We start from the raw sequence: 18,449 nt of genomic DNA, 5'->3' as shown, positions 1-18,449 counted from the left end.
GCAGGAAAAAGTCTATATTAGAAAATTGCGAATTTACGGTGTGACAGTGAGTTAGTCGACATCGGAAATTTTTGATGAGCGCTCCAGCCGGGGCGCTTTTTTCGTATCCGCGATCAGCGCTCGGCGCTGTCCCGCAGATACCGGGAGAGCACGCCGATCCGTTCACGCCAGGTACCGTAGAGCCTTGGGTTCAGAGGACGAATGGCGGGGCCAATGACTTCGATAAAGTCTCGTTCGAGTACGGCGGCATGGTTAGCCAGCATATGCCGCTGATTGGTCGGCACGCTCGGGCTGGCGGGAATGGCGCTGGGGCCGAGTGGTCGGCGGGCGAGGGCAATGCACTCGCTCGCGCAGTTATCGATGGTATCGAAGCGCTTGGCCCAGCGCTCGCAGAGCTCCGGCGCGGACCGGCTCATCATCGGGCGGATGATCTGCTCAAAGTCTCGCGACAGTACTTGGACGTGGTGCTGCCAGGCGATCAGTGAGTAGTAGAGCGTCTCGGCTTCCCGGCTGCCGGTGGGGGCTCCGGTACCGGGCAGGGCGCGCTGACGGCTGGATGCCTCGAGGTATTCGCCCTCGATCGCCACGCTGGCCACAAAGTTGGCCGCGGCGTCGAGATCGTTGGCGGCGATCAGCTCGCCCTTGGGTACGTTGAAGCGGGTATGCACCAGACTCCAGAGCCGCCGCTGAGCGCCGGATCGAACCGGGCTCGGCAACGGGCGAACTTTCTTCGCGATCAGCTCGCGGAGCATGTGCAGGCCATCGGTGCCGATCGTCTCCTGGGCGATACGCCGAGCATTCTCGGGATCCTTGGCGTGCAGCTGCTTCTCGCACTCGATGAAGTAGCGCCTAGCCTGCCGGCCTTTCTCGTTGCGCTCGACCATCGACAGCTCTTTGGCCATGTCGAGGGTGAGGTGATACTCGCGTCGATTGTGGCCACCACGGCCAGAAATGTTTGCTTTCCGATTCTGGAAAGCAATCACGTAATCTCGGTCCGCTTCGAAACCATACTGTTTGATGCGCTCTTGGATCCACGCGGCGAAAACCTTCCCAACAGCGAGGAACGCGTGAAGGGTTCGGGCGTCGACGAGGTGAGCTGTTTCTTGATCGATGCTGCCAGTGAAAACCGGTAGGGCGGTAGTGGCCTGCGTAGCCATAGCGGGAACTCCTATTTTAATGGAGTCCGCCTCTGTCACGACCAAATGAATGGAGGCGGACCGTACACGGGTTGGTCGACCGGCTAGGAGTTCCACCGGCAGCCCGAAGGCTCCCGCGCACGGCCCGCCATAACTGACGAGCACAAAAAAAGCGCCGTGCGGCGCTATCGTGCGCCTCCTAGATTCGGGCGACCAAACCCGGCCGCTGATTTTGCAGCGGCTAGGGGAGGATGGCTCAGATGGTCAAGATGGGGGTTGCGTCCTTCACCAATACGTAAGAAAATACAATTGTGAACAAGTGTAATGTTATGATTATAAAAGAAAATATCAGCCCGGCCTGAGCTTCAACGTCAGAGGTAACCATTATGGTTGATCAAATATGATCGGAGTGCCACACTATCTCTTGGCGGAAGTCCAAAAACTAGCTGCCGAGGGCAGGATGACAGTCGTCAGGCGAGCATTGGTTAACGCTGAGAACTTAGGCTATAACCAAGCGGAGGTCACTAGGTGTATTTGTAGTTTAAGTAACAGCGATTTTGATAAAGTTTGGAGTGATGGTGGAAATATCTTTTTCGATGTTTATAAACCATCCTACATTCCGAGCTTTGATAGAACCAGGTGTGATCCATTGTATATGAAGCTAAAGATATCCGACGGTGAGGTTACACTGCTAGGTTCTTTTAAGTTAGAGTGATTTTGTTAGAGAGGTGTTAAATGGAACGCTCTTGTGTAGTGTGCGGTGGAAGTGTATCTCTTAAGAGTGCTATTGATTACCTTGAGTACAACGGTAAAACTATTCCAGTTCCCGGCGTTCAATATTTTCAGTGCCAGTGCTGTGGTGAAGAGTTTGCCGATTCGCGTTTGCACAAACATAATTCCACCTGCTTCGCTGATGCTAAACGAGCGGCAGACTCCCTTCTGAAGGGGAGTGAGATACGTGATATTAGAGTTAAATATTCGATAACGCAAAGTCAAGCTGCCAAGATTTTTGGTGGAGGAGTGAACGCTTTTTCCAAGTATGAGCGTGGTGAAGTTATCCAGAGTAAATCAATGGATAAGTTGATGCGCGTTGCAGATAGATTCCCCCAAGTTTATGTTTATCTCTGCGAGATGGAAAAGGAGTCCGTAAGTTCCAAATGGGCTCGAGATGCTTACCTAGCTGATATGGAATATTCGTTGGGGACAGTCACTAAGTCTTTAGTTGAGACTGTCAAAGCAAGTTATCTCGCCTCATATTCCAAGACTGAACTTTTTCCAATCAATGCTTTGAGTAGTAATCTACATGATATTTATTTTGCCCAAATTGATGCTCTAAATATAGATTCAAAGGTAGATGACGCTTGGGCTCATCATCTTCCGGGCTCTAGGGTGTTTGGAAGTCCTAAAGTGATTTCTGTTTCCGAGCAGAAATGGAGTCGTTAAAAATGAACACGAAGGCGTCAATTGTAGATAGTTTGCATGTTCAGGATATCTATCTTTTAGATTTTTGTTTTTTACGAAATGGGGAGTGGGAGACAAGAGATTTCGACCACGAACAATTGGTGTTGCAGAATAAAAAAGGCGTCAAGGTATCTGTTCATGAAGTTGAACGGGGAGATGCCACTGTAACGATTTTATGCGTGGATGTTGAGCATGGTATGCGGGCAGTAGAGCCAGACTCTGAGTCTCAAATATCATCAGATGATAGTGTGAATATTATCTTCGAACTTGCAGCAACATTTAGGGCTGAATATTTGCTAAAAGATCCTAATCATGATAAAGAAGAGCTAATTGCTTTTGGAAAGGGGTCTGCTGCATTCCAGATTTATCCCTTCTGGCGCGAATTCGTATATGAGCATATGGTTAAGCTAAGGCTGCCAACTCCTCCAGTTAAAATGTTGAGGCTTGATTCTGAAGACGAGGAATAGTTGCGCGAGAGTCGTGAGCGGTAGTTATGGTGAGTAATATTCTTCGTGATTCTAGAGTCAAAATTAAAAGCACTTTGTTAGTTATATTCCTCGCTTCGCTGATCCAAATTGCCCAGCATGTTTCGGCTATGACAGTGGCGAGTTGGAATGTCGAACACCTCGGCTGGAACAACGGCAAGCGCTTGGACGCCGTAGCTGACGTTGCGAAGGGCGCCGACCTTTGGGCGCTTGAGGAAGTGATGGACGACAGCGCCGTGACACAGCTCGAGCGTGAGCTGGAGCGACAGACGGGTGAAGCGTGGAGCTCGATGACCTCCCACACGGTGGGGCGCAGCTCGTACCGCGAGAGTTACGCCTACCTGTGGCGAGACAGCGCCGTCGAGTACACCAAGGGCGCTGTAGTGTATTTGGATCCCGGCGATCTGTTCGCGCGGGAGCCGTACTTGGCGGAGTTCCGTGACAAGGATACCGGCGACAAGATCGCGATGGCCGCGGTGCACATCGTCTATGGCGACAACCGCGCCGATCGCACGCCAGAGATCCGTGAGTTGGCCAGCATCTGGGAGTGGATGCGCGAGGTCTACCCGGATAGCGCCCGCGTCATCGCCGGCGACTTTAACCTGCCCCCGAGCGATCCGGCCTGGCGGCCGCTACGTGATACCGGCGCCCAGCCAGCCATTACGCATGGCGCCACGACCCTGAGCGAGACCAACGGCCAATACGCCAGTCTCTATGACAACTTCTGGTATGACCCCGCCGAACTCAGCGTGACCGGTACCGGCATCGTCCGCTTTCCCGAGATGCTCAACATCGATCATGCCACTGCCCGCGATATCGTCTCAGACCACGCCCCCATCTACCTGACTACTGGCAATGCGCAGGCGAGATTCGCCGGCGCGGATGAGCTGGCGGTAGAGGGTGGCCAGGCGAGTGGCTCAAGCTGCATTGATCTAGACACCGCCTCGGCGAGCGATCTGGACCGGCTGCCTAATGTCGGTCCGGCCCGTGCGCAGGACATCATCGACGGGCGGCCCTGGGCGACCGCCGATGACCTGACGCGCATCAGCGGTATCGGTACATCACGGGCACATGAGATCGCGGCGAGCGGGCTGGTGTGTGGTACCTGAGACCATGGTTTACGAGCAAGTCTCTCGTGCGTTGGCTAGGGTGAGCGGGGCATGACGACCAACAGAGCACAACACCAGAAGCGAGGTGAAAGGATGCGAAGTTTTCTCGTGGTTTCAGGGCTGGCACTGGCTAGCCTGAGCGGATGGGCCCAGGCGGCCCCGTCCTGCGACGACGCAACTACACAGCAGGAGATGAACGCTTGCGCGGGCGAGGGCTATCAAGCCGCTGACAAGGAGCTGAATACCACCTATGACGAGATCATGGGCCGGCTCGATGGCGACTCGAAGGATCGGATGAAGACGGCCCAGCGGGCCTGGATCAGGTTTCGGGACGCTGAATGCGAATTCGTGAGTGGGCCGACCTCTGGAGGCAGTGCCAATTCAATGGTCAAAGCCGGATGCCTGGAGAGGCTGACCCAGCAACGTACTGAGACGCTGAAGAGCTACTCGCAGTGCGAGGAGGGCGACCTGAGTTGCCCGGTACCGCGACAATGAATCGTCGGGTATGGCAATGCTGACGGAAAATGGGCTCGTTCATTGTGATGACATAACAGTGGAGGATAGGCCTATGTTGAGATCGTCAACAGAGGAGATCACTCATGTCTCAAGAAACCTGCGCATGCCCGAAATGCGAGTGCAAAGTCACTGATCAATCACCTGAGGCAAATGAGAAGTGGTATTGTTGCCAAGCCTGCGCCGACGGTCACGCCGATGGCAGTAAGGGATGCGGCCACAATTGCAACTGTGGGTAAGTCCATGATCCCGGCGTACGCCGCCGGGATGGATGTAGGGAGACTGCCCCCTAGGAGGGGCGAGTCTACCCTGCTGGGCTAGAGTGGCCGCTGGAAAGACCGATCACCTGACTCGCAAACTGTGCTTTCTGCTCCTTGGTGATCCCATGCTCGAGCGCGTCTAGGTAATCGCTGTACCACTGCATCATCTTGCGTCGCTTCGCCAGGTAGGCGGCTTGGTTATAGACGCCAGCGACACCTTCTTCCTGATGCGCTAGCTGGGCCTCGACGAGATCCCGATGCCAACCATGCTCACGGAGCAGCGTCGAAGCCGTATGCCGCGAGCCGTGACCGACCAGCTTGCCCTTATAACCGACCATGGCTATCACCTTGTTGATGGTGTTCTCGCTCAGCGTCGGGTTCTTGGGACCATTGCCTGGGAATACCCACTCGCCGCGGCCCGTAATCTCATACAGGCTGCGGAGATCGTCCACGCTCTGTCGAGAGAGCGGGACAAGGTGGTCTCGGCGCATCTTCATCTTGGCGGCGGGGATCGACCATAGCGCTTCGTCGAGATCGAATTCCGACCATTTGGACAGACGAACCATTCCCGGCCGTGAGGCCGTGCGAAGGACCAGCCACGCAGCGGTGCGCGAGATAATACGACTACTGGAATGCCGGAATGCCTGCAGGAAAGCCGGTAGCTCAGGCTCAAGCAGGTGAGGGTAGGGCTTCGTCTTGGGCGCTTCGGCAGCGATATGGCGCAGCTCGGAGGCAGGGTTTAGCTCGCACTTACCTTGCCCGATCGCGCGCGAAAAAATCTGATTGATCCAAGAACGCACTTTCTTCGCGATGTTGTGAGCGCCCCGGGTCTCGAGCTTTTCCTGGATCTTCGCGCAGTCAGCACGAGTGATCGAGGACAGCGTCTTCTTTCCGATCGCGGGGAAAATATCGCTGTCCAGATAGCGGCGCATCTGATCTGTTGTGCCTGGCGATCGTCCGGCGGCCAGTTTGGTTTGGTACCAGTCCTCGGCAGCCGTCTCGAAAAGGTGCTGCTCTTGTACACTCTCCTTGTACACCCGAAGGTCCACACCGTCCGCCGCCATGGCATTGAGTCGCTGGGCTTCTTTCCGGGCAGCTTTGCCCGAGACACGCGGGAAAGAGCCGAGCCCCATCCATGCCCACTTCCCGGTGGGTCGTTTGTAGCGGAGATTCCAGGACTTGGAGCCGTTCTTGCGCACCTGCAGATATAGCCCGTTACCATCCAGCTCGCGATAGTCCGAGCTTTCAGGCTCGAGCGAAGCCAGAACGGTATCGGCCAGCGGCCGCCGCTTGATCTGCGATCGTTTCATAAGCGCTCCCCAACGCATCCCGTGTACACCAGAACTTTCAGTGTACATGCTGGTGTACACCGCGAGAACTTGTGAAACAGGTTCGGAGGTTAGATCAGGTGAAAGAAAGCCACGGGAATGCAGGCTTTTTGGGGGTCTGAGTTACTTCAGGAGAGATCAGAAAAGCTGTTTTGGTGCGGATGGGGAGACTCGAACTCCCACACCTTACGGCACTAGAACCTAAATCTAGCGTGTCTACCAATTCCACCACATCCGCATGTCGACAGGCGCGCTCATTCTACTGACGCCTTCCTCGATGTCAATCGTCGTTCGACGTGCGCGAACAATCCGTCATTCTGGCTTCAGTTTCCATCGATGCGGTCGACATCATGACTGAATGGTTCGAGAGAAATGGTCATGCGGCGAGGCGCAAAAATCCTTCCACCGGTGGCGCGCGGGCTACTGGCCTGGATCAATGCCCAACTGAAGAGGGCGTTGCCGGGCTACTGCGCCTTTTGCTGGGCGCCCGTTGCCGATGGCGTGCCCTGGTGTGCCGACTGTCATGCCGAGATGCCGTGGAATCGCAGTGCCTGCGGGCTGTGCGCGGAGCCGTTGCCAAGCGCTTTGCCTGGATCGATGGTGGCGCTTCGATGCGGGCGATGTCTGCGGCATCCGCCGGCGCAGACGGCTGCCTGGGTGCCGCTGCGCTACGAGGGGCGGATGATACGTCTGATTCAGCGTTACAAGTTTTCGGCAGACGCGCGCGCCGGCGAAGTGCTGATTCGACTGATGTTGTCATCGTTCGGCTCATCGATCGAACCCGCCGGGGCGTTGATTGGTGTGCCGGGTCAGCGCGAGCGAACTCGGCAACAGGGGTTCGATCATACGGCGTGGCTGACGCAACGTCTGGCTGCGCATCTCGAGCTTCCGGTGATCGAGGCCGAGCGCTCACGCGAGACGCCCTCCCAGCGGGGCCTGGATCGAATCTCCCGGCGTCGCAACGTGAAGCGGGCCTTCCGCGTGGCGGGGCGATTGCCGGCCTCCGTGACGGTCGTCGATGATGTCATGACGACCGGCGCCACGCTGGAATCGCTGGCCATTGCCTGCCGCGAGGCGGGAGCCGAGAACGTGACCGTCATGGCGTTCGCGCGTACGCCGTCGACCCGAATCTGATAGCATGCGCGCAAGCATTTCGCCGTCAGCCGAGGTCCGTATGAGCGCCGTTTCCCTGCATCCATTCGAGACCTTGACGCCGCAGCGGGTGGTCGAGGCCGTCGAGTCTCTGGGCCTGTGGTTGCCCGGGGAGCCTTTCGCGCTCAACAGCTACGAAAACCGCGTCTACTCGCTGACCGACGACGACCGCCGACGCTGGGTGGTGAAGTTCTACCGCCCCGAGCGCTGGAGCGACGCGCAGATCCTCGAGGAGCATGAATTTCTCCTCGCCCTCGCGGCGGAGTCGATCTCCGTCGGCGCGCCCTGGCAAGACGCCAGCGGCAACACGCTGCATCACTTCGAGGGTTTCCGTTTCACGCTGTTCGCCCACGTTGTCGGGCAGGCGCCGGAACTCGAAAATCCCGCACATCTGTTTGCGCTGGGTGAACTGATCGGTCGCGTGCATGAGGTCGGCGCACGCAAACCCTTCCGTCATCGGCTGCGATTCGATCCAATTCCGATGATCGAAGAGAGTCGCACGCGCGTGCTCGAGGCGCGCTGGCTCGATACCCGACAGCGCAAGATCTACGGCCGGACGCTCGACGCCCTGTTACCGCTGCTGGCCGATCACGCCTGGCCGGAAAGCGCGTTGCAGCGGGTCCACGGCGACTGCCATCTCGGCAACATGCTGGGGCGGGACGAACAGTTCTCGCTGGTCGATTTCGACGACTGCGTCATGGCCCCGGCGATACAGGATCTGTGGATGCTGCTGACGGCGCAGTCCCCCGAGGAGTGGCAGATGCAGCTTTCCGAAGTCATCGAAGGTTACGAGATGACTCGCGAGTTCGATCGCCGCCAGCTCGAATGGATCGAGGCGCTACGCACCCTGCGGCTGATCCGGCACAGCGCCTGGGTAACGGCGCGTTGGCAGGATCCGGCCTTTCCGCGCGCCTTCCCCTACGTTGCCGACAGCGGCTACTGGGACCAGCACATCCGTCATCTCGAGCAGCAGCGGATCGCGCTCGATTCGCCGCGCTGGCTGGCCTGAGGCTGTGGCCTGACGCATGGGTGTCGCACCGGGAGATCCATGCAGGACAGTATCGAGATAGTGGTGTCGGGGGAGTTTCGCTAGAATCAGCGGATGACCGATAGGGGAGCCGGATGCGATCGCTGTGGCGAACGCATTCGGTCGATGACACCGATAGATTGATACCGAAAGACAAGGCAGCAACATGACAGAGCAATTGGCAGGCCATTATCACGGCATTCTCGAGAAGCTGGGAGAAGATCCCGAGCGCGAGGGCCTGCGCGATACCCCGATGCGCGCCGCCAAGGCGATGCAGTTTCTGACCCAGGGCTACCATCAGTCCCTGGAAGAGCTGATCAATGGTGCGGTGTTCGCTTCCGATACCGACGAGATGGTGCTGGTCAAAGATATCGAGATGTACTCGATGTGCGAACATCACGTGCTGCCTTTCATCGGCAAGTGTCATATTGCCTATCTACCGCAGGGTAAGGTGCTGGGGCTGTCCAAATTTGCGCGGATCGTCGACATGTATGCCCGGCGTCTGCAGATTCAGGAAAATCTCACCCGTGAGATCGCCGAAGCCGTGATGCAGGTGACCGAGGCTCGCGGCGTGGGTGTCGTGATCGAGGCTCAGCACATGTGCATGATGATGCGCGGCGTCGAGAAGCAGAACTCCAGCATGACGACCTCGGTGATGTTGGGGAGCTTCCGCAAGAATCAGACCACGCGTCAGGAGTTTCTGATGCTGGTCAATGGCCGCTGACAGGCGTTTCCGCCGGCCTCGTCGCAGGTCGGCCATCTCGACGCGTAAACCCATCCCGCCAGGAAAGACGCATGGACGGTCGGCTGTACCAATTCGACGATGATACCCAGATCGGCGAGGTCGAGGGCGACGACGGCCAACGCTATCCGTTCGATTTCTCGCAGTGGCGTGGCAGAGGATTGCCGAGCGCCGGCATCGCGGTTCGCTTCGCGCTGCGCGACGGTCACGCCATTCAGGTTTTCAATCGACCGGAAACGCAGCGCCGTGCCAGCAGCACTCGTGACGTCCACGGCAAGACGCGGCGAAAGCAGCTTTCGCACTGGGCCCTGGCCGCATTCGTGGTGTCGATTGCCGGATTGAGTGCGGGTCGCTACGCGCCGATAGCCGAAGTCCTGGCCCTCGTGCTGGCGTGGGCGGGGCTGCATCAGGTGCATCGCAACCCACAGCGCTTCATCGGCTACGCATTGAGCGGCGCGGCAATCGCGATTGCCGTGGGGGTGACGCTATGGTCTCAGTGGTGAGCCGGCCGTGCCGAGAGTGTTTGCTGCTGTCGGCGCGGTTCTACCACTCTCGACAAGGACATCACGATGGCGGGCGCGATCGACGACTGGCGAAGGCGACGTTAACCCGCCATCCTGTGCTATAGAATCGTCAGCCTGGAATCGTTGCCGCAGATCGGCGTCATTCTCGATTTCCCGGCATGGGGCATTGGCCGGATCGGCGAGAGGCAACAGCCCGCCGCCGGCAAGCACATCAAGGAAGGAGTGATTCATGCAATCCGTCAAAGCGCAGTCCGACAAAGCACAGTCCGTCAAAGAGAGCGCCTTGTTCAGGCCATTCGCCTATATCGATGGTAACTGGGTCGCCGCCGACAGTGGCGAGCAGATCGAGGTCGACAACCCCGCCAATGGCGAAATCCTCGGACGCATGCCGCGGCTGGGGCGCGCCGAGACCGAACGTGCCATCGAGGCCGCCGAGGCCGCACTGCCGGGATGGCGCAACCATACCGCGCTGGAGCGGGCGGACATCCTGATGAAGTGGTACGAGCTGATGCTCGAGAATAAGGATGAACTGGCCGCGATCATGACCGCCGAGCAGGGCAAGCCGGTGAAAGAGGCCGCGGGCGAGATCGTCTACGCCGCGAGCTTCATGCGCTGGTTTGCTGAGGAAGCACGGCGTATCTACGGCGACACCATCCCCGCCGCGAGTACCCAGCAGCGTATCGTGGTCACCAAGCAGCCGGTTGGCGTCGTCGGCGCGATCACGCCGTGGAACTTCCCGTCTTCGATGATCACGCGCAAGGCCGCCGCCGCGCTGGCAGCGGGTTGCACCATCGTGATCAAACCGGCCAGTCAGACACCGTTTTCGGCCACGGCGCTGGCCGCGCTGGCGGAACAGGCTGGCGTTCCGCGTGGCGTATTCAACGTGGTGCCGGGCAAGGCCAGCGAGATCGCCAAGGCGATGACCGACTCTTCGGTGGTGCGCAAGGTGACCTTTACCGGCTCGACCGAAGTCGGCAGTTCGCTGATGGCCAACGCTGCCCAGCATATCCAGAAGATTTCGCTCGAGCTCGGCGGCAACGCCCCGTTCCTGGTGTTCGAGGACGCCGATCTCGACGCAGCGGTCGAAGGCGCGATCGCCTCGAAATTCCGCAATGCCGGGCAGACCTGCGTCTGCACCAATCGCTTCCTGGTGCAGTCCAGCGTGGTCAATGCCTTCAGCGAAAAGCTGGCGGCGGCGATGAACAGCGAACTCAAGGTCGGCGACGGCTTCGAGGAGGGCGTCAATATCGGCCCGTTGATCGATGATGATGCCGTGGCCAAGGTGGCCGACCACATCAAGGATGCGACCGACAAGGGCGCGCAGCTGCTGCTGGGCGGTCACGAGCACTCGTTGGGTGGGCGGTTTTTCTCGCCGACGCTGGTCAGCCACGTGACACCGGACATGAAGGTCGCCACCGAGGAGACTTTCGGGCCGCTCGCAGCGGTGTTTCCCTTCGAAACGGAAGAGGAAGCGGTGCGCATGGCCAACGATACCCAGTTCGGACTGGCGTCCTACTTCTACTCGAAGGATCTGGGTCGCGTCTGGCGGGTCGCCGAAGCGCTGGAATACGGCATGGTGGGTATCAACACCGGCTTGATCTCCAATGCCAGCGCCCCCTTCGGCGGCGTCAAGGCTTCAGGCCTGGGTCGCGAGGGCTCCAAGTATGGCCTCGACGAATACATGGAGACCAAGTACCTCTGCATCGATCTGGGGGAAAAGTCAGACTGAGCTACGAGCTANNGAACAGCGCCAGCGACAATGTCGCTGGCGCTGTTCGTTTCACGGTGATGCTTTTTCGGCTCGCGGCTCGCGGCTCAGTGGCGGAAGTGACGCATCCCGGTAAAGACCATCGCAATGCCCGCCTCGTTGGCCGCGGCGATCACTTCCTCATCGCGCATCGAGCCGCCGGGCTGAATGACGGCGGTGATACCCGCCGCGGCGGCGTTGTCCAGGCCGTCGCGAAAGGGGAAGAAGGCGTCCGAGGCCATCACCGAGCCGATCACTTCCAGACCGGCCTGCTCGGCCTTGATCGCGGCGATACGCGCGGAATTGATTCGGCTCATCTGACCCGCGCCGACGCCGACTGTCTGACGATTCTTGCCATAGACAATGGCGTTGGACTTGACGAACTTGGCGACTTTCCAGGCGAAGACGAGATCGTGCAGCTCCTGCTCGCTCGGCGCGCGCTGGGTGACGACCTTGAGGTCCTCGGCGTCGATCATGCCGGTATCGCGGCTCTGTACCAGCAGGCCGCCGTTGACGCGCTTGTAGTCCCAGCCGTCGGCGGTCTTTACCGGTAATTCGCCGCACTCCAGCAGGCGTACGTTGGTCTTGCTGGCGACTGCTTCGCGTGCTTCGGCAGAGATGCGCGGGGCGATGATCACCTCGACGAACTGACGGGCGACGATCGCGCTGGCGGTTTCGCCATCCAGCTCGCGGTTGAAGGCGATGATACCGCCGAAGGCGGATTCGCTATCGGTCGCGAAGGCCAGGTCATAGGCTCTGCGGATGCCGCCCTCGGCCTCCGGCACTACCGCGACGCCACACGGGTTGGCATGCTTGACGATGACGCAGGCCGGCTTGGTGAAGGACTTGACGCACTCCAGCGCCGCATCGGTATCGGCCACGTTATTGAACGACAATGCCTTGCCCTGCAACTGCTCGGCCGTCGCAATGCTCGCTTCCGGCTTGTCGGGTTCGGCCGTGCCTGATTCAACGTAGAACGCGGCTTTCTGGTGCGGGTTCTCGCCGTAGCGCATGCCCTGTTTCTTGGTGAACTGCAGCGACAGGGTACGGGGGAAGTGGGCCTCGCCGTTGCCGACACGCTGGCCGAAGTAGTTGGCGATGGCCGCGTCGTAAGCGGCGGTATGTTCGAACGCCTTGATCGCCAGGTCGAAGCGGGTCTTGTGACTGACGCCCCCGTCGTGACTGTCCATATCCATCAGGATGCGCGAGTAGTCGTCGGCGCTGACCACGATCGTGGTGTGCTCATGATTCTTGGCGCAGGAACGCACCATCGTCGGGCCGCCGATGTCGATGTTCTCGACCGCGTCCTCGAGGGTGCAGTCGGGCCTGGCCACCGTCTGTTCGAAGGGATAGAGATTGACCACCACCATGTCGATCGGGTCGATGCCGTGCTCCGCCATGACCGCATCGTCCTGACTGCGACGCCCCAGAATGCCGCCATGAATCTTGGGATGCAGTGTCTTGACGCGCCCATCCATGATCTCCGGGAAACCGGTGTGAGCGGAAACTTCGGTCACGGCGATATCGTTTTCCTGGAGCAGACGATAGGTGCCACCGGTCGATAGCAGGTCGACGCCGCGCGATACCAGTTCGCGGGCGAAATCGACCACGCCGTTCTTGTCAGACACGCTGAGCAAGGCGCGGCGCACGGCCCGAGGGGCGCTAGAAGCAGGGTTTTGAGACATGCCAGTCCACTCTTTTTTACGGCGAGACAATTTACGTTCAGGCGGGCTTCGCCAACGCGAAGCCAAGGAGGTTTCAGGCCAGTTCGTATCGTTATATCAGATCGTACTGTTTGAGCTTCTTGCGAAGCGTGCCGCGATTCAGTCCCAGCAGCTCGGCGGCGCGGGTCTGATTGCCGTCGACGTTGCGCATCACGACGTCGAGAAGCGGCGCTTCGACTTCCGCCAGCACCATGGTGTAGAGATTCGAGACCGACTCTCCCTCCAGATGGGAGAAGTAACGCTCCATGACCCGCTCGACGCACTCTCTGAGCGTGGTATGAGACAGCGCATCGGGCATTTGAAGTGGCTCGACCTCGGTGGGCGATTCTCCCTCGAGGGCTAAAGGCTGCCGGCTATTCATGCTGCGTGGATTCCGTTATCGATCGCGACGGCGTCACCGCGAAAGAGTTCATGGAGAAACTCGAACTGTTGACTGGCCTGCTCCAGGCGATTGAAGCGGGCCCGGCGTTCGCGACCGGGATCGTGGGCCGCCAGATACCAGCCGATATGCTTGCGTGCGACCCGAACGCCCAGATACTCGCCGTAATGCTCGTGCAGAGCGCGCAGGTGCCAGCCCATGGTGTCGACGAACTCTTCGGTCGTGGGCGGGGTATGCTCACGCCCGGTTGCGAGGTAGTGCTCGATCTCGCGGAACAGCCAGGGATTGCCCTGGGCGCCGCGTCCGATCATTACCGCATCGGCGCCCGTGTAGGCGAGAACGTCGGCGGCGCGCTGAGGTGTCGTGACATCGCCGTTGGCGAAGACCGGGATCGACACCTGCTGCTTGATCGCGGCGATGGTGTCGTACTCCGCCTCGCCGGTGTAGCGCTGCTCGCGGGTTCGGCCATGAACCGCCAACGCCGCGATCCCGGCGTTCTCGGCAAGCTTCGCCACCCGCTCGGCGTTGCGGCTGTCGGCGCACCAGCCGGTACGAATCTTCAAGGTGACCGGGATCTCGACGGCCGCGACCACGGCCTCGAGAATGTCCGCCACCAGGCGCTCGTCCCGCAGCAGCGCCGATCCTGCCGCCTTGTTGCAGACCTTCTTGGCCGGGCAGCCCATGTTGATATCGATGATCTCGGCGCCGGACTCGGCGTTGAGTCTCGCTGCCTCGGCGAGCATCTCTGGATCGCCGCCGGCGATCTGCACCGAGCGTGGCCCCGGTTCGCCACGGTGGATCATGCGCTGGCGAGACTTGCGGGTGTGCCACAGGCGACTGTCGGCGGTGACCATCTCCGAGACCACCAGACCTGCGCCCAGCTCGCGACACAGCTGGCGAAAGGGGCGGTCGGTCACCCCGGCCATAGGGGCCAGAATCACGCGATTGGGTAGCGTGTGCCGGCCGATGCGGGGTAACGGGCGATCGGTCTGCGATGACACGGAATCACGCATCGTTACAGGGCTCAGGCGAAACGGGGAAGCCATGATACCGATCACGCCGACTTTGTTGAAGCGCTGTTTACCGACGCACGACCTAAGCCGTAGCGGAGCGATCCAGTGCATGAAACACGTTCAGGTGCAGGCCATATGTCATGAATGCCGGCACGAAACGGTGTCAGCGTGATCGGATCCAGGATCACGCTGATCCGCGGCTCCGATCGATTACCGTTGCTGGCCGGGCCGACGACCGGTCAGCAGCATCCAGCCCTCTTTTTCCTTGGGTTCGTCCATGATCAGGCCCTGGGCCCGGTAAGCCTCCAGCACCGACTCGGTCTGGGCCTCGAGAATGCCGGAGAGTGCCAGCAACCCATCGGGGCGTACCCGCGCGGCGATCGTGGCGGCCATCTCGATCAGCGGCCCGGCGAGGATATTGGCGACGACCACTTCGAACTGGCCCTGGCCGATTCTCTCGGGATAATCGAGGACCAGGCTCGACTCGTCGATCCGGTTGCGCTCGGCGTTGTCGCGGCTGGCCTGCAACGCCTGGGGGTCGATATCGACACCCACGGCGATCTCGGCGCCGAGCTTGAGCGCGGCGATGGCGAGGATGCCGGAGCCGCAGCCGTAATCCAGAATCTGGCGCTGGGCGAGATCCTGGGCGTCGAGCCAGCCGAGGCAGAGTGCGGTGGTGGGGTGGGTGCCGGTACCGAACGCCAGACCGGGGTCGAGCAGCAGATTGACGGCATCGGGATCGGGGGCCTCGTGCCAGCTGGGAACGATCCACAGCCGTTCGCCCATTCGCAGCGGTTCGAAACCATCCATCCACTCGCGCTCCCAGTCGCGATCGGCGAGCAGTTCGTACTCGATCTGCGGCGCCGGTTCGTCGGGAGACTGCTCCGCCCAGGCGCGCTGAACGCGCTCGATCATCGCCTCGACGCCGGCGAGGTCATCGTAGAGCCCGGTCAGCACGGTCTCGCGCCATAGCGGCGTGGTGCCGCGATCGGGCTCGAAGACCGGCTCGTCGTGGGCGTCCTGCAGAGTGATGGCGCTGGCGCCCTCGGCCAACAGCAGCTCTTCCAGCCATTCGGCCTGTTCGGGCGGGATGGATGCCTTGAGTTGTAGCCAGGCCATTGGGGCTCTCTCGTATCGGTGGGTAATAGGAATACAACGCGGCGGGGCGGTCTATTACAGCACTGAATGCGCAGAATAGACCGCCCCGTCTCGACCGGCTCGATATCCGGGAATCAGCTCAAACCGAGCTTCTTCTCCAGATAGTGGATATTGACGCCACCGCGCTGGAAGGCGCTGTCACGGACCAGGTCCTTCTGCAGATCGATATTGGTCTTGATGCCTTCGACCAGCAGCTCGTCGAGCGCATTGCGCATCCGCACCAGGGCGATTTCCCGGTCCGCGCCCCAGGTGATCAGCTTGCCGATCAAGGAGTCGTAGTGCGGGGGAACGCTGTAACCGGTGTAGATGTGCGAGTCCATGCGCACGCCGAGCCCGCCCGGCGCATGATAGAGGTCGATCTTGCCGGGTGAAGGCATGAACGTGCGAGCGTCTTCGGCGTTGATACGGCACTCGAAGGCGTGGCCGCGGAGCACGACATCTTCCTGGCGAATCGACAGCGGCTGACCGCAGGCGATACGCAGCTGCTCCTTGACGATATCGACACCGGTGACCATTTCGGTCACGGGATGCTCGACCTGCACGCGCGTGTTCATCTCGATGAAGAAGAACTCGCCGTCCTCGTACAGGAACTCGAAGGTGCCGGCGCCACGATAGTTGATTTCGATGCAGGCGTCGGTGCAGGACTTGAGCACCTTGGCGCGCGCCTCGGGATCGATATGCGGTGCCGGCGCTTCCTCGAGCACCTTCTGATGGCGGCGCTGCAGCGAGCAGTCACGATCGTAGAGATGAATCGCGTTGCCCTGACCGTCGGCCAGCACCTGGATCTCCACATGGCGCGGGTTCTCGAGGAACTTCTCCATGTAGACGGTGCCGTCGCCGAAGGCCGCTGCGGCCTCGGAGCGCGTGATGCTGGCCGCCTTGGCGACTTCGTCATCGTTGCGGACGACGCGCATCCCACGACCACCGCCGCCGGAGGCAGCCTTGATGATCACCGGGTAGCCGATACGCCCGGCGATACGCCGAATCTCGTCATCATCTTCCGGCAGCGGGCCATCGGAGCCGGGCACCGTGGGTACGCCGGCTGCCTTCATGGCGTTGATCGCGCTGACCTTGTCGCCCATCAGGCGGATGGTTTCCGCTCGCGGCCCGACGAAGGTGAAGCCGGAACGTTCGACCTGCTCGGCGAAATTGGCGTTCTCGGAAAGAAAGCCGTAACCGGGATGAATGGCGCTGGAATCCGTCACTTCCGCCGCGCTGATCAGGGCGGGAATGTTCAGATAGGATTTGGCCGAAGCCGCAGGGCCGATACAGACGGCCTCGTCGGCCAGGCGCACGTGCATCAGTTCCCGGTCGGCCTTGGAATGAACCGCCACGGTCTTGATCCCGAGCTCCTTGCAGGCGCGCAGAATGCGAAGTGCGATCTCGCCACGGTTGGCGATGAGTACCTTGTCCAACATGATGGTTTCGCTCGTGTGGTCTTAGTTGATGATGATCATCGGCTGGTCGAACTCGACCGGCTCGCCATCCTCGACCAGAATCGCTTCGATCACGCCATCCTTGTCGGCTTCGATCTGGTTCATCATCTTCATCGCTTCGACGATACACACGGTATCGCCTTTCTTGATGCTCTGACCGACCTCGACGAATGCCTTGGAACCCGGCGCCGGCGAACGATAGAAGGTGCCGACCATCGGCGAAGTTACCGCATGACCGGCAGGCTGCACGGGGCCCGGCTCGGCGGGGTCGGGAGCTTGAGTCTGCTGCGGCGCGCCGTAGTTCGGGCCGGCCTGCGCCATGGATTGCGGCATCATCATCGGCTGCTGGGCGGCACCGAATCCAGCCGGGTGACGGCTGATGCGGACGGACTCTTCACCTTCCTGAATCTCGATCTCGCTGATGTTCGACTCTTCCAGCAGTTCGATGAGCTTCTTGACCTTGCGTATATCCATGGCGATGTCTCGGCTTGATTGATTGAATGTGAATAAAGGCACCACTCTCGGCATGCGAACTCTGGACGGGCCAGCGCAATGCGATGAGTATCAGTGCTGTAACTATCAGTGCTGTGACTATCAGTTCTGCGAGTGACAGGACCGGGTTGACAATGCTGCACGCCCGTCGGCGGAAGGACGTGGATCAGCGTGAATCCAACTGCTTGAACGCGGCATCCAGCGCCAGCACATAGCTATCGGCGCCGAACCCCGCGATAACGCCACGGGCGACGTCGGTGAAATAAGAGTGCGCACGAAACGGCTCGCGAGCGTGCACGTTGGACAAGTGCAGTTCGATGAACGGGATATCGACCCCGGTCAGCGCATCGCGCAGCGCCACGCTGGTATGCGTGAAGGCGGCCGGGTTGAGCAGGATGAAATCGACGTTCTCCTGCCGTGCCCGATGCACGCGTTCGACCAGTTCGTGCTCCGCGTTGGACTGCAGCCATTCCAGCTGATGGCCGGCGTCGAGGGCGCGCTCGGTCAGACGAATCCGGATGTCCTCGAGGGTGGTCGTGCCATACACCTCCGGCTCGCGGGTACCGAGCAGATTCAGGTTGGGACCGTTGAGAACCAGCAGTCTAGCCATGACCGTCCTTACGCTGTTAACCCGTTCTTGGAACGCCGAGATCGCGTCACTTTGCTGCAAGATAGCGTCTTCGGCCCACCGTTTTCATGATGTCGAAGTTTGCCGAAAAATATTGAGGGTGTCCACCCTGACTATCGAACGTTGTTCGTTAAC

General features: G+C 60.1%; 20 protein-coding genes and 1 tRNA gene. 11 read left to right on the top strand and 10 right to left on the bottom strand.

Annotated elements, in window-relative coordinates; all coding sequences use genetic code 11:
- Positions 1-113: 113 nt before the first annotated feature.
- Positions 114-1,157: an antA/AntB antirepressor family protein gene (locus DOM58_RS13540; protein ID WP_110693274.1), complete on the bottom strand. Its 1,044-nt coding sequence runs from the start codon at positions 1,155-1,157 to the stop codon at positions 114-116.
- Positions 1,158-1,536: 379 nt separating this feature from the next.
- Here DOM58_RS13540 and DOM58_RS17875 point away from each other — a divergent pair, with 379 nt between their 5' ends.
- The 6 genes from DOM58_RS17875 to DOM58_RS13510 all read left to right on the top strand — a co-directional run bounded on the left by DOM58_RS17875 (position 1,537) and on the right by DOM58_RS13510 (position 4,943).
- Complete coding sequence (locus DOM58_RS17875; protein WP_110693273.1) at positions 1,537-1,851, top strand: type II toxin-antitoxin system MqsR family toxin; 315 nt, start codon at positions 1,537-1,539, stop codon at positions 1,849-1,851.
- Between the two features lie 20 nt (positions 1,852-1,871).
- Positions 1,872-2,579, top strand: coding sequence for a type II toxin-antitoxin system MqsA family antitoxin (locus DOM58_RS13530; protein ID WP_110693272.1), 708 nt, complete (start codon positions 1,872-1,874; stop codon positions 2,577-2,579).
- A gap of 2 nt (positions 2,580-2,581) precedes the next feature.
- Positions 2,582-3,064, top strand: a complete 483-nt coding sequence (locus DOM58_RS13525; RefSeq protein WP_110693271.1) for a hypothetical protein — start codon at positions 2,582-2,584, stop codon at positions 3,062-3,064.
- Between the two features lie 128 nt (positions 3,065-3,192).
- The gene (locus DOM58_RS13520) at positions 3,193-4,191 is read left to right on the top strand and encodes an endonuclease/exonuclease/phosphatase family protein (RefSeq protein ID WP_157957547.1); all 999 of its coding nucleotides are present in this window, start codon (positions 3,193-3,195) and stop codon (positions 4,189-4,191) included.
- 51 nt (positions 4,192-4,242) lie between these two features.
- Positions 4,243-4,686 (top strand): lysozyme inhibitor LprI family protein, encoded by a 444-nt coding sequence (locus DOM58_RS13515; RefSeq protein ID WP_223162187.1) that lies wholly within the window; start codon positions 4,243-4,245, stop codon positions 4,684-4,686.
- A gap of 104 nt (positions 4,687-4,790) precedes the next feature.
- Entirely contained in the window at positions 4,791-4,943 is a 153-nt protein-coding gene (locus tag DOM58_RS13510; RefSeq protein ID WP_110693269.1) for a metallothionein, read from the top strand.
- A 65-nt stretch (positions 4,944-5,008) separates the two neighbouring features.
- On the opposite strand, the gene DOM58_RS13505 is transcribed toward DOM58_RS13510, so the two are convergent.
- Complete coding sequence (locus DOM58_RS13505; RefSeq protein WP_110693268.1) at positions 5,009-6,274, bottom strand: tyrosine-type recombinase/integrase; 1,266 nt, start codon at positions 6,272-6,274, stop codon at positions 5,009-5,011.
- A 171-nt stretch (positions 6,275-6,445) separates the two neighbouring features.
- Positions 6,446-6,530 (bottom strand) — tRNA-Leu (locus DOM58_RS13500).
- Positions 6,531-6,670: 140 nt separating this feature from the next.
- Between DOM58_RS13500 and DOM58_RS13495 the strand changes: the two genes are divergently transcribed.
- From DOM58_RS13495 to DOM58_RS13475, 5 genes are all read left to right on the top strand, one after another.
- Positions 6,671-7,426, top strand: a complete 756-nt coding sequence (locus tag DOM58_RS13495) for a ComFC family protein (RefSeq protein WP_245392273.1) — start codon at positions 6,671-6,673, stop codon at positions 7,424-7,426.
- Positions 7,427-7,466: 40 nt separating this feature from the next.
- Positions 7,467-8,453, top strand: coding sequence for a serine/threonine protein kinase (locus tag DOM58_RS13490; RefSeq protein WP_110693267.1), 987 nt, complete (start codon positions 7,467-7,469; stop codon positions 8,451-8,453).
- Positions 8,454-8,637: 184 nt separating this feature from the next.
- Positions 8,638-9,195 (top strand): GTP cyclohydrolase I FolE, encoded by a 558-nt coding sequence (folE, locus tag DOM58_RS13485; protein WP_075563767.1) that lies wholly within the window; start codon positions 8,638-8,640, stop codon positions 9,193-9,195.
- Between the two features lie 71 nt (positions 9,196-9,266).
- Positions 9,267-9,716, top strand: coding sequence for a hypothetical protein (locus tag DOM58_RS13480; RefSeq protein ID WP_110693266.1), 450 nt, complete (start codon positions 9,267-9,269; stop codon positions 9,714-9,716).
- A 250-nt stretch (positions 9,717-9,966) separates the two neighbouring features.
- Positions 9,967-11,466: an NAD-dependent succinate-semialdehyde dehydrogenase gene (locus tag DOM58_RS13475; RefSeq protein WP_110693265.1), complete on the top strand. Its 1,500-nt coding sequence runs from the start codon at positions 9,967-9,969 to the stop codon at positions 11,464-11,466.
- An 86-nt stretch (positions 11,467-11,552) separates the two neighbouring features.
- Here DOM58_RS13475 and purH read toward each other — a convergent pair whose 3' ends face one another.
- The 7 genes from purH to aroQ all read right to left on the bottom strand — a co-directional run bounded on the left by purH (position 11,553) and on the right by aroQ (position 18,296).
- Positions 11,553-13,169: a bifunctional phosphoribosylaminoimidazolecarboxamide formyltransferase/IMP cyclohydrolase gene (purH, locus tag DOM58_RS13470; RefSeq protein WP_110693264.1), complete on the bottom strand. Its 1,617-nt coding sequence runs from the start codon at positions 13,167-13,169 to the stop codon at positions 11,553-11,555.
- A gap of 91 nt (positions 13,170-13,260) precedes the next feature.
- Positions 13,261-13,506, bottom strand: coding sequence for a DNA-binding transcriptional regulator Fis (gene fis, locus DOM58_RS13465; protein ID WP_083627770.1), 246 nt, complete (start codon positions 13,504-13,506; stop codon positions 13,261-13,263).
- A 59-nt stretch (positions 13,507-13,565) separates the two neighbouring features.
- The gene (gene dusB, locus DOM58_RS13460; RefSeq protein WP_110693263.1) at positions 13,566-14,600 is read right to left on the bottom strand and encodes a tRNA dihydrouridine synthase DusB; all 1,035 of its coding nucleotides are present in this window, start codon (positions 14,598-14,600) and stop codon (positions 13,566-13,568) included.
- Between the two features lie 210 nt (positions 14,601-14,810).
- Positions 14,811-15,719, bottom strand: coding sequence for a 50S ribosomal protein L11 methyltransferase (gene prmA, locus DOM58_RS13455; RefSeq protein WP_110693262.1), 909 nt, complete (start codon positions 15,717-15,719; stop codon positions 14,811-14,813).
- 113 nt (positions 15,720-15,832) lie between these two features.
- Positions 15,833-17,176, bottom strand: a complete 1,344-nt coding sequence (gene accC / locus DOM58_RS13450; protein ID WP_110693261.1) for an acetyl-CoA carboxylase biotin carboxylase subunit — start codon at positions 17,174-17,176, stop codon at positions 15,833-15,835.
- Positions 17,177-17,197: 21 nt separating this feature from the next.
- Positions 17,198-17,668: an acetyl-CoA carboxylase biotin carboxyl carrier protein gene (gene accB, locus DOM58_RS13445; RefSeq protein WP_075562120.1), complete on the bottom strand. Its 471-nt coding sequence runs from the start codon at positions 17,666-17,668 to the stop codon at positions 17,198-17,200.
- Positions 17,669-17,852: 184 nt separating this feature from the next.
- Entirely contained in the window at positions 17,853-18,296 is a 444-nt protein-coding gene (gene aroQ / locus DOM58_RS13440; RefSeq protein WP_110693260.1) for a type II 3-dehydroquinate dehydratase, read from the bottom strand.
- Between the last annotated feature and the right edge of the window lie 153 nt (positions 18,297-18,449).

The organism is Salinicola halophyticus (assembly GCF_003206695.1).
In the GTDB taxonomy this organism is placed as follows: Bacteria; Pseudomonadota; Gammaproteobacteria; order Pseudomonadales; family Halomonadaceae; genus Salinicola; species Salinicola halophyticus.
The sequence above is the reverse complement of the archived record's forward strand: the minus strand, read 5'-3'. Positions and strand labels throughout refer to the sequence as shown.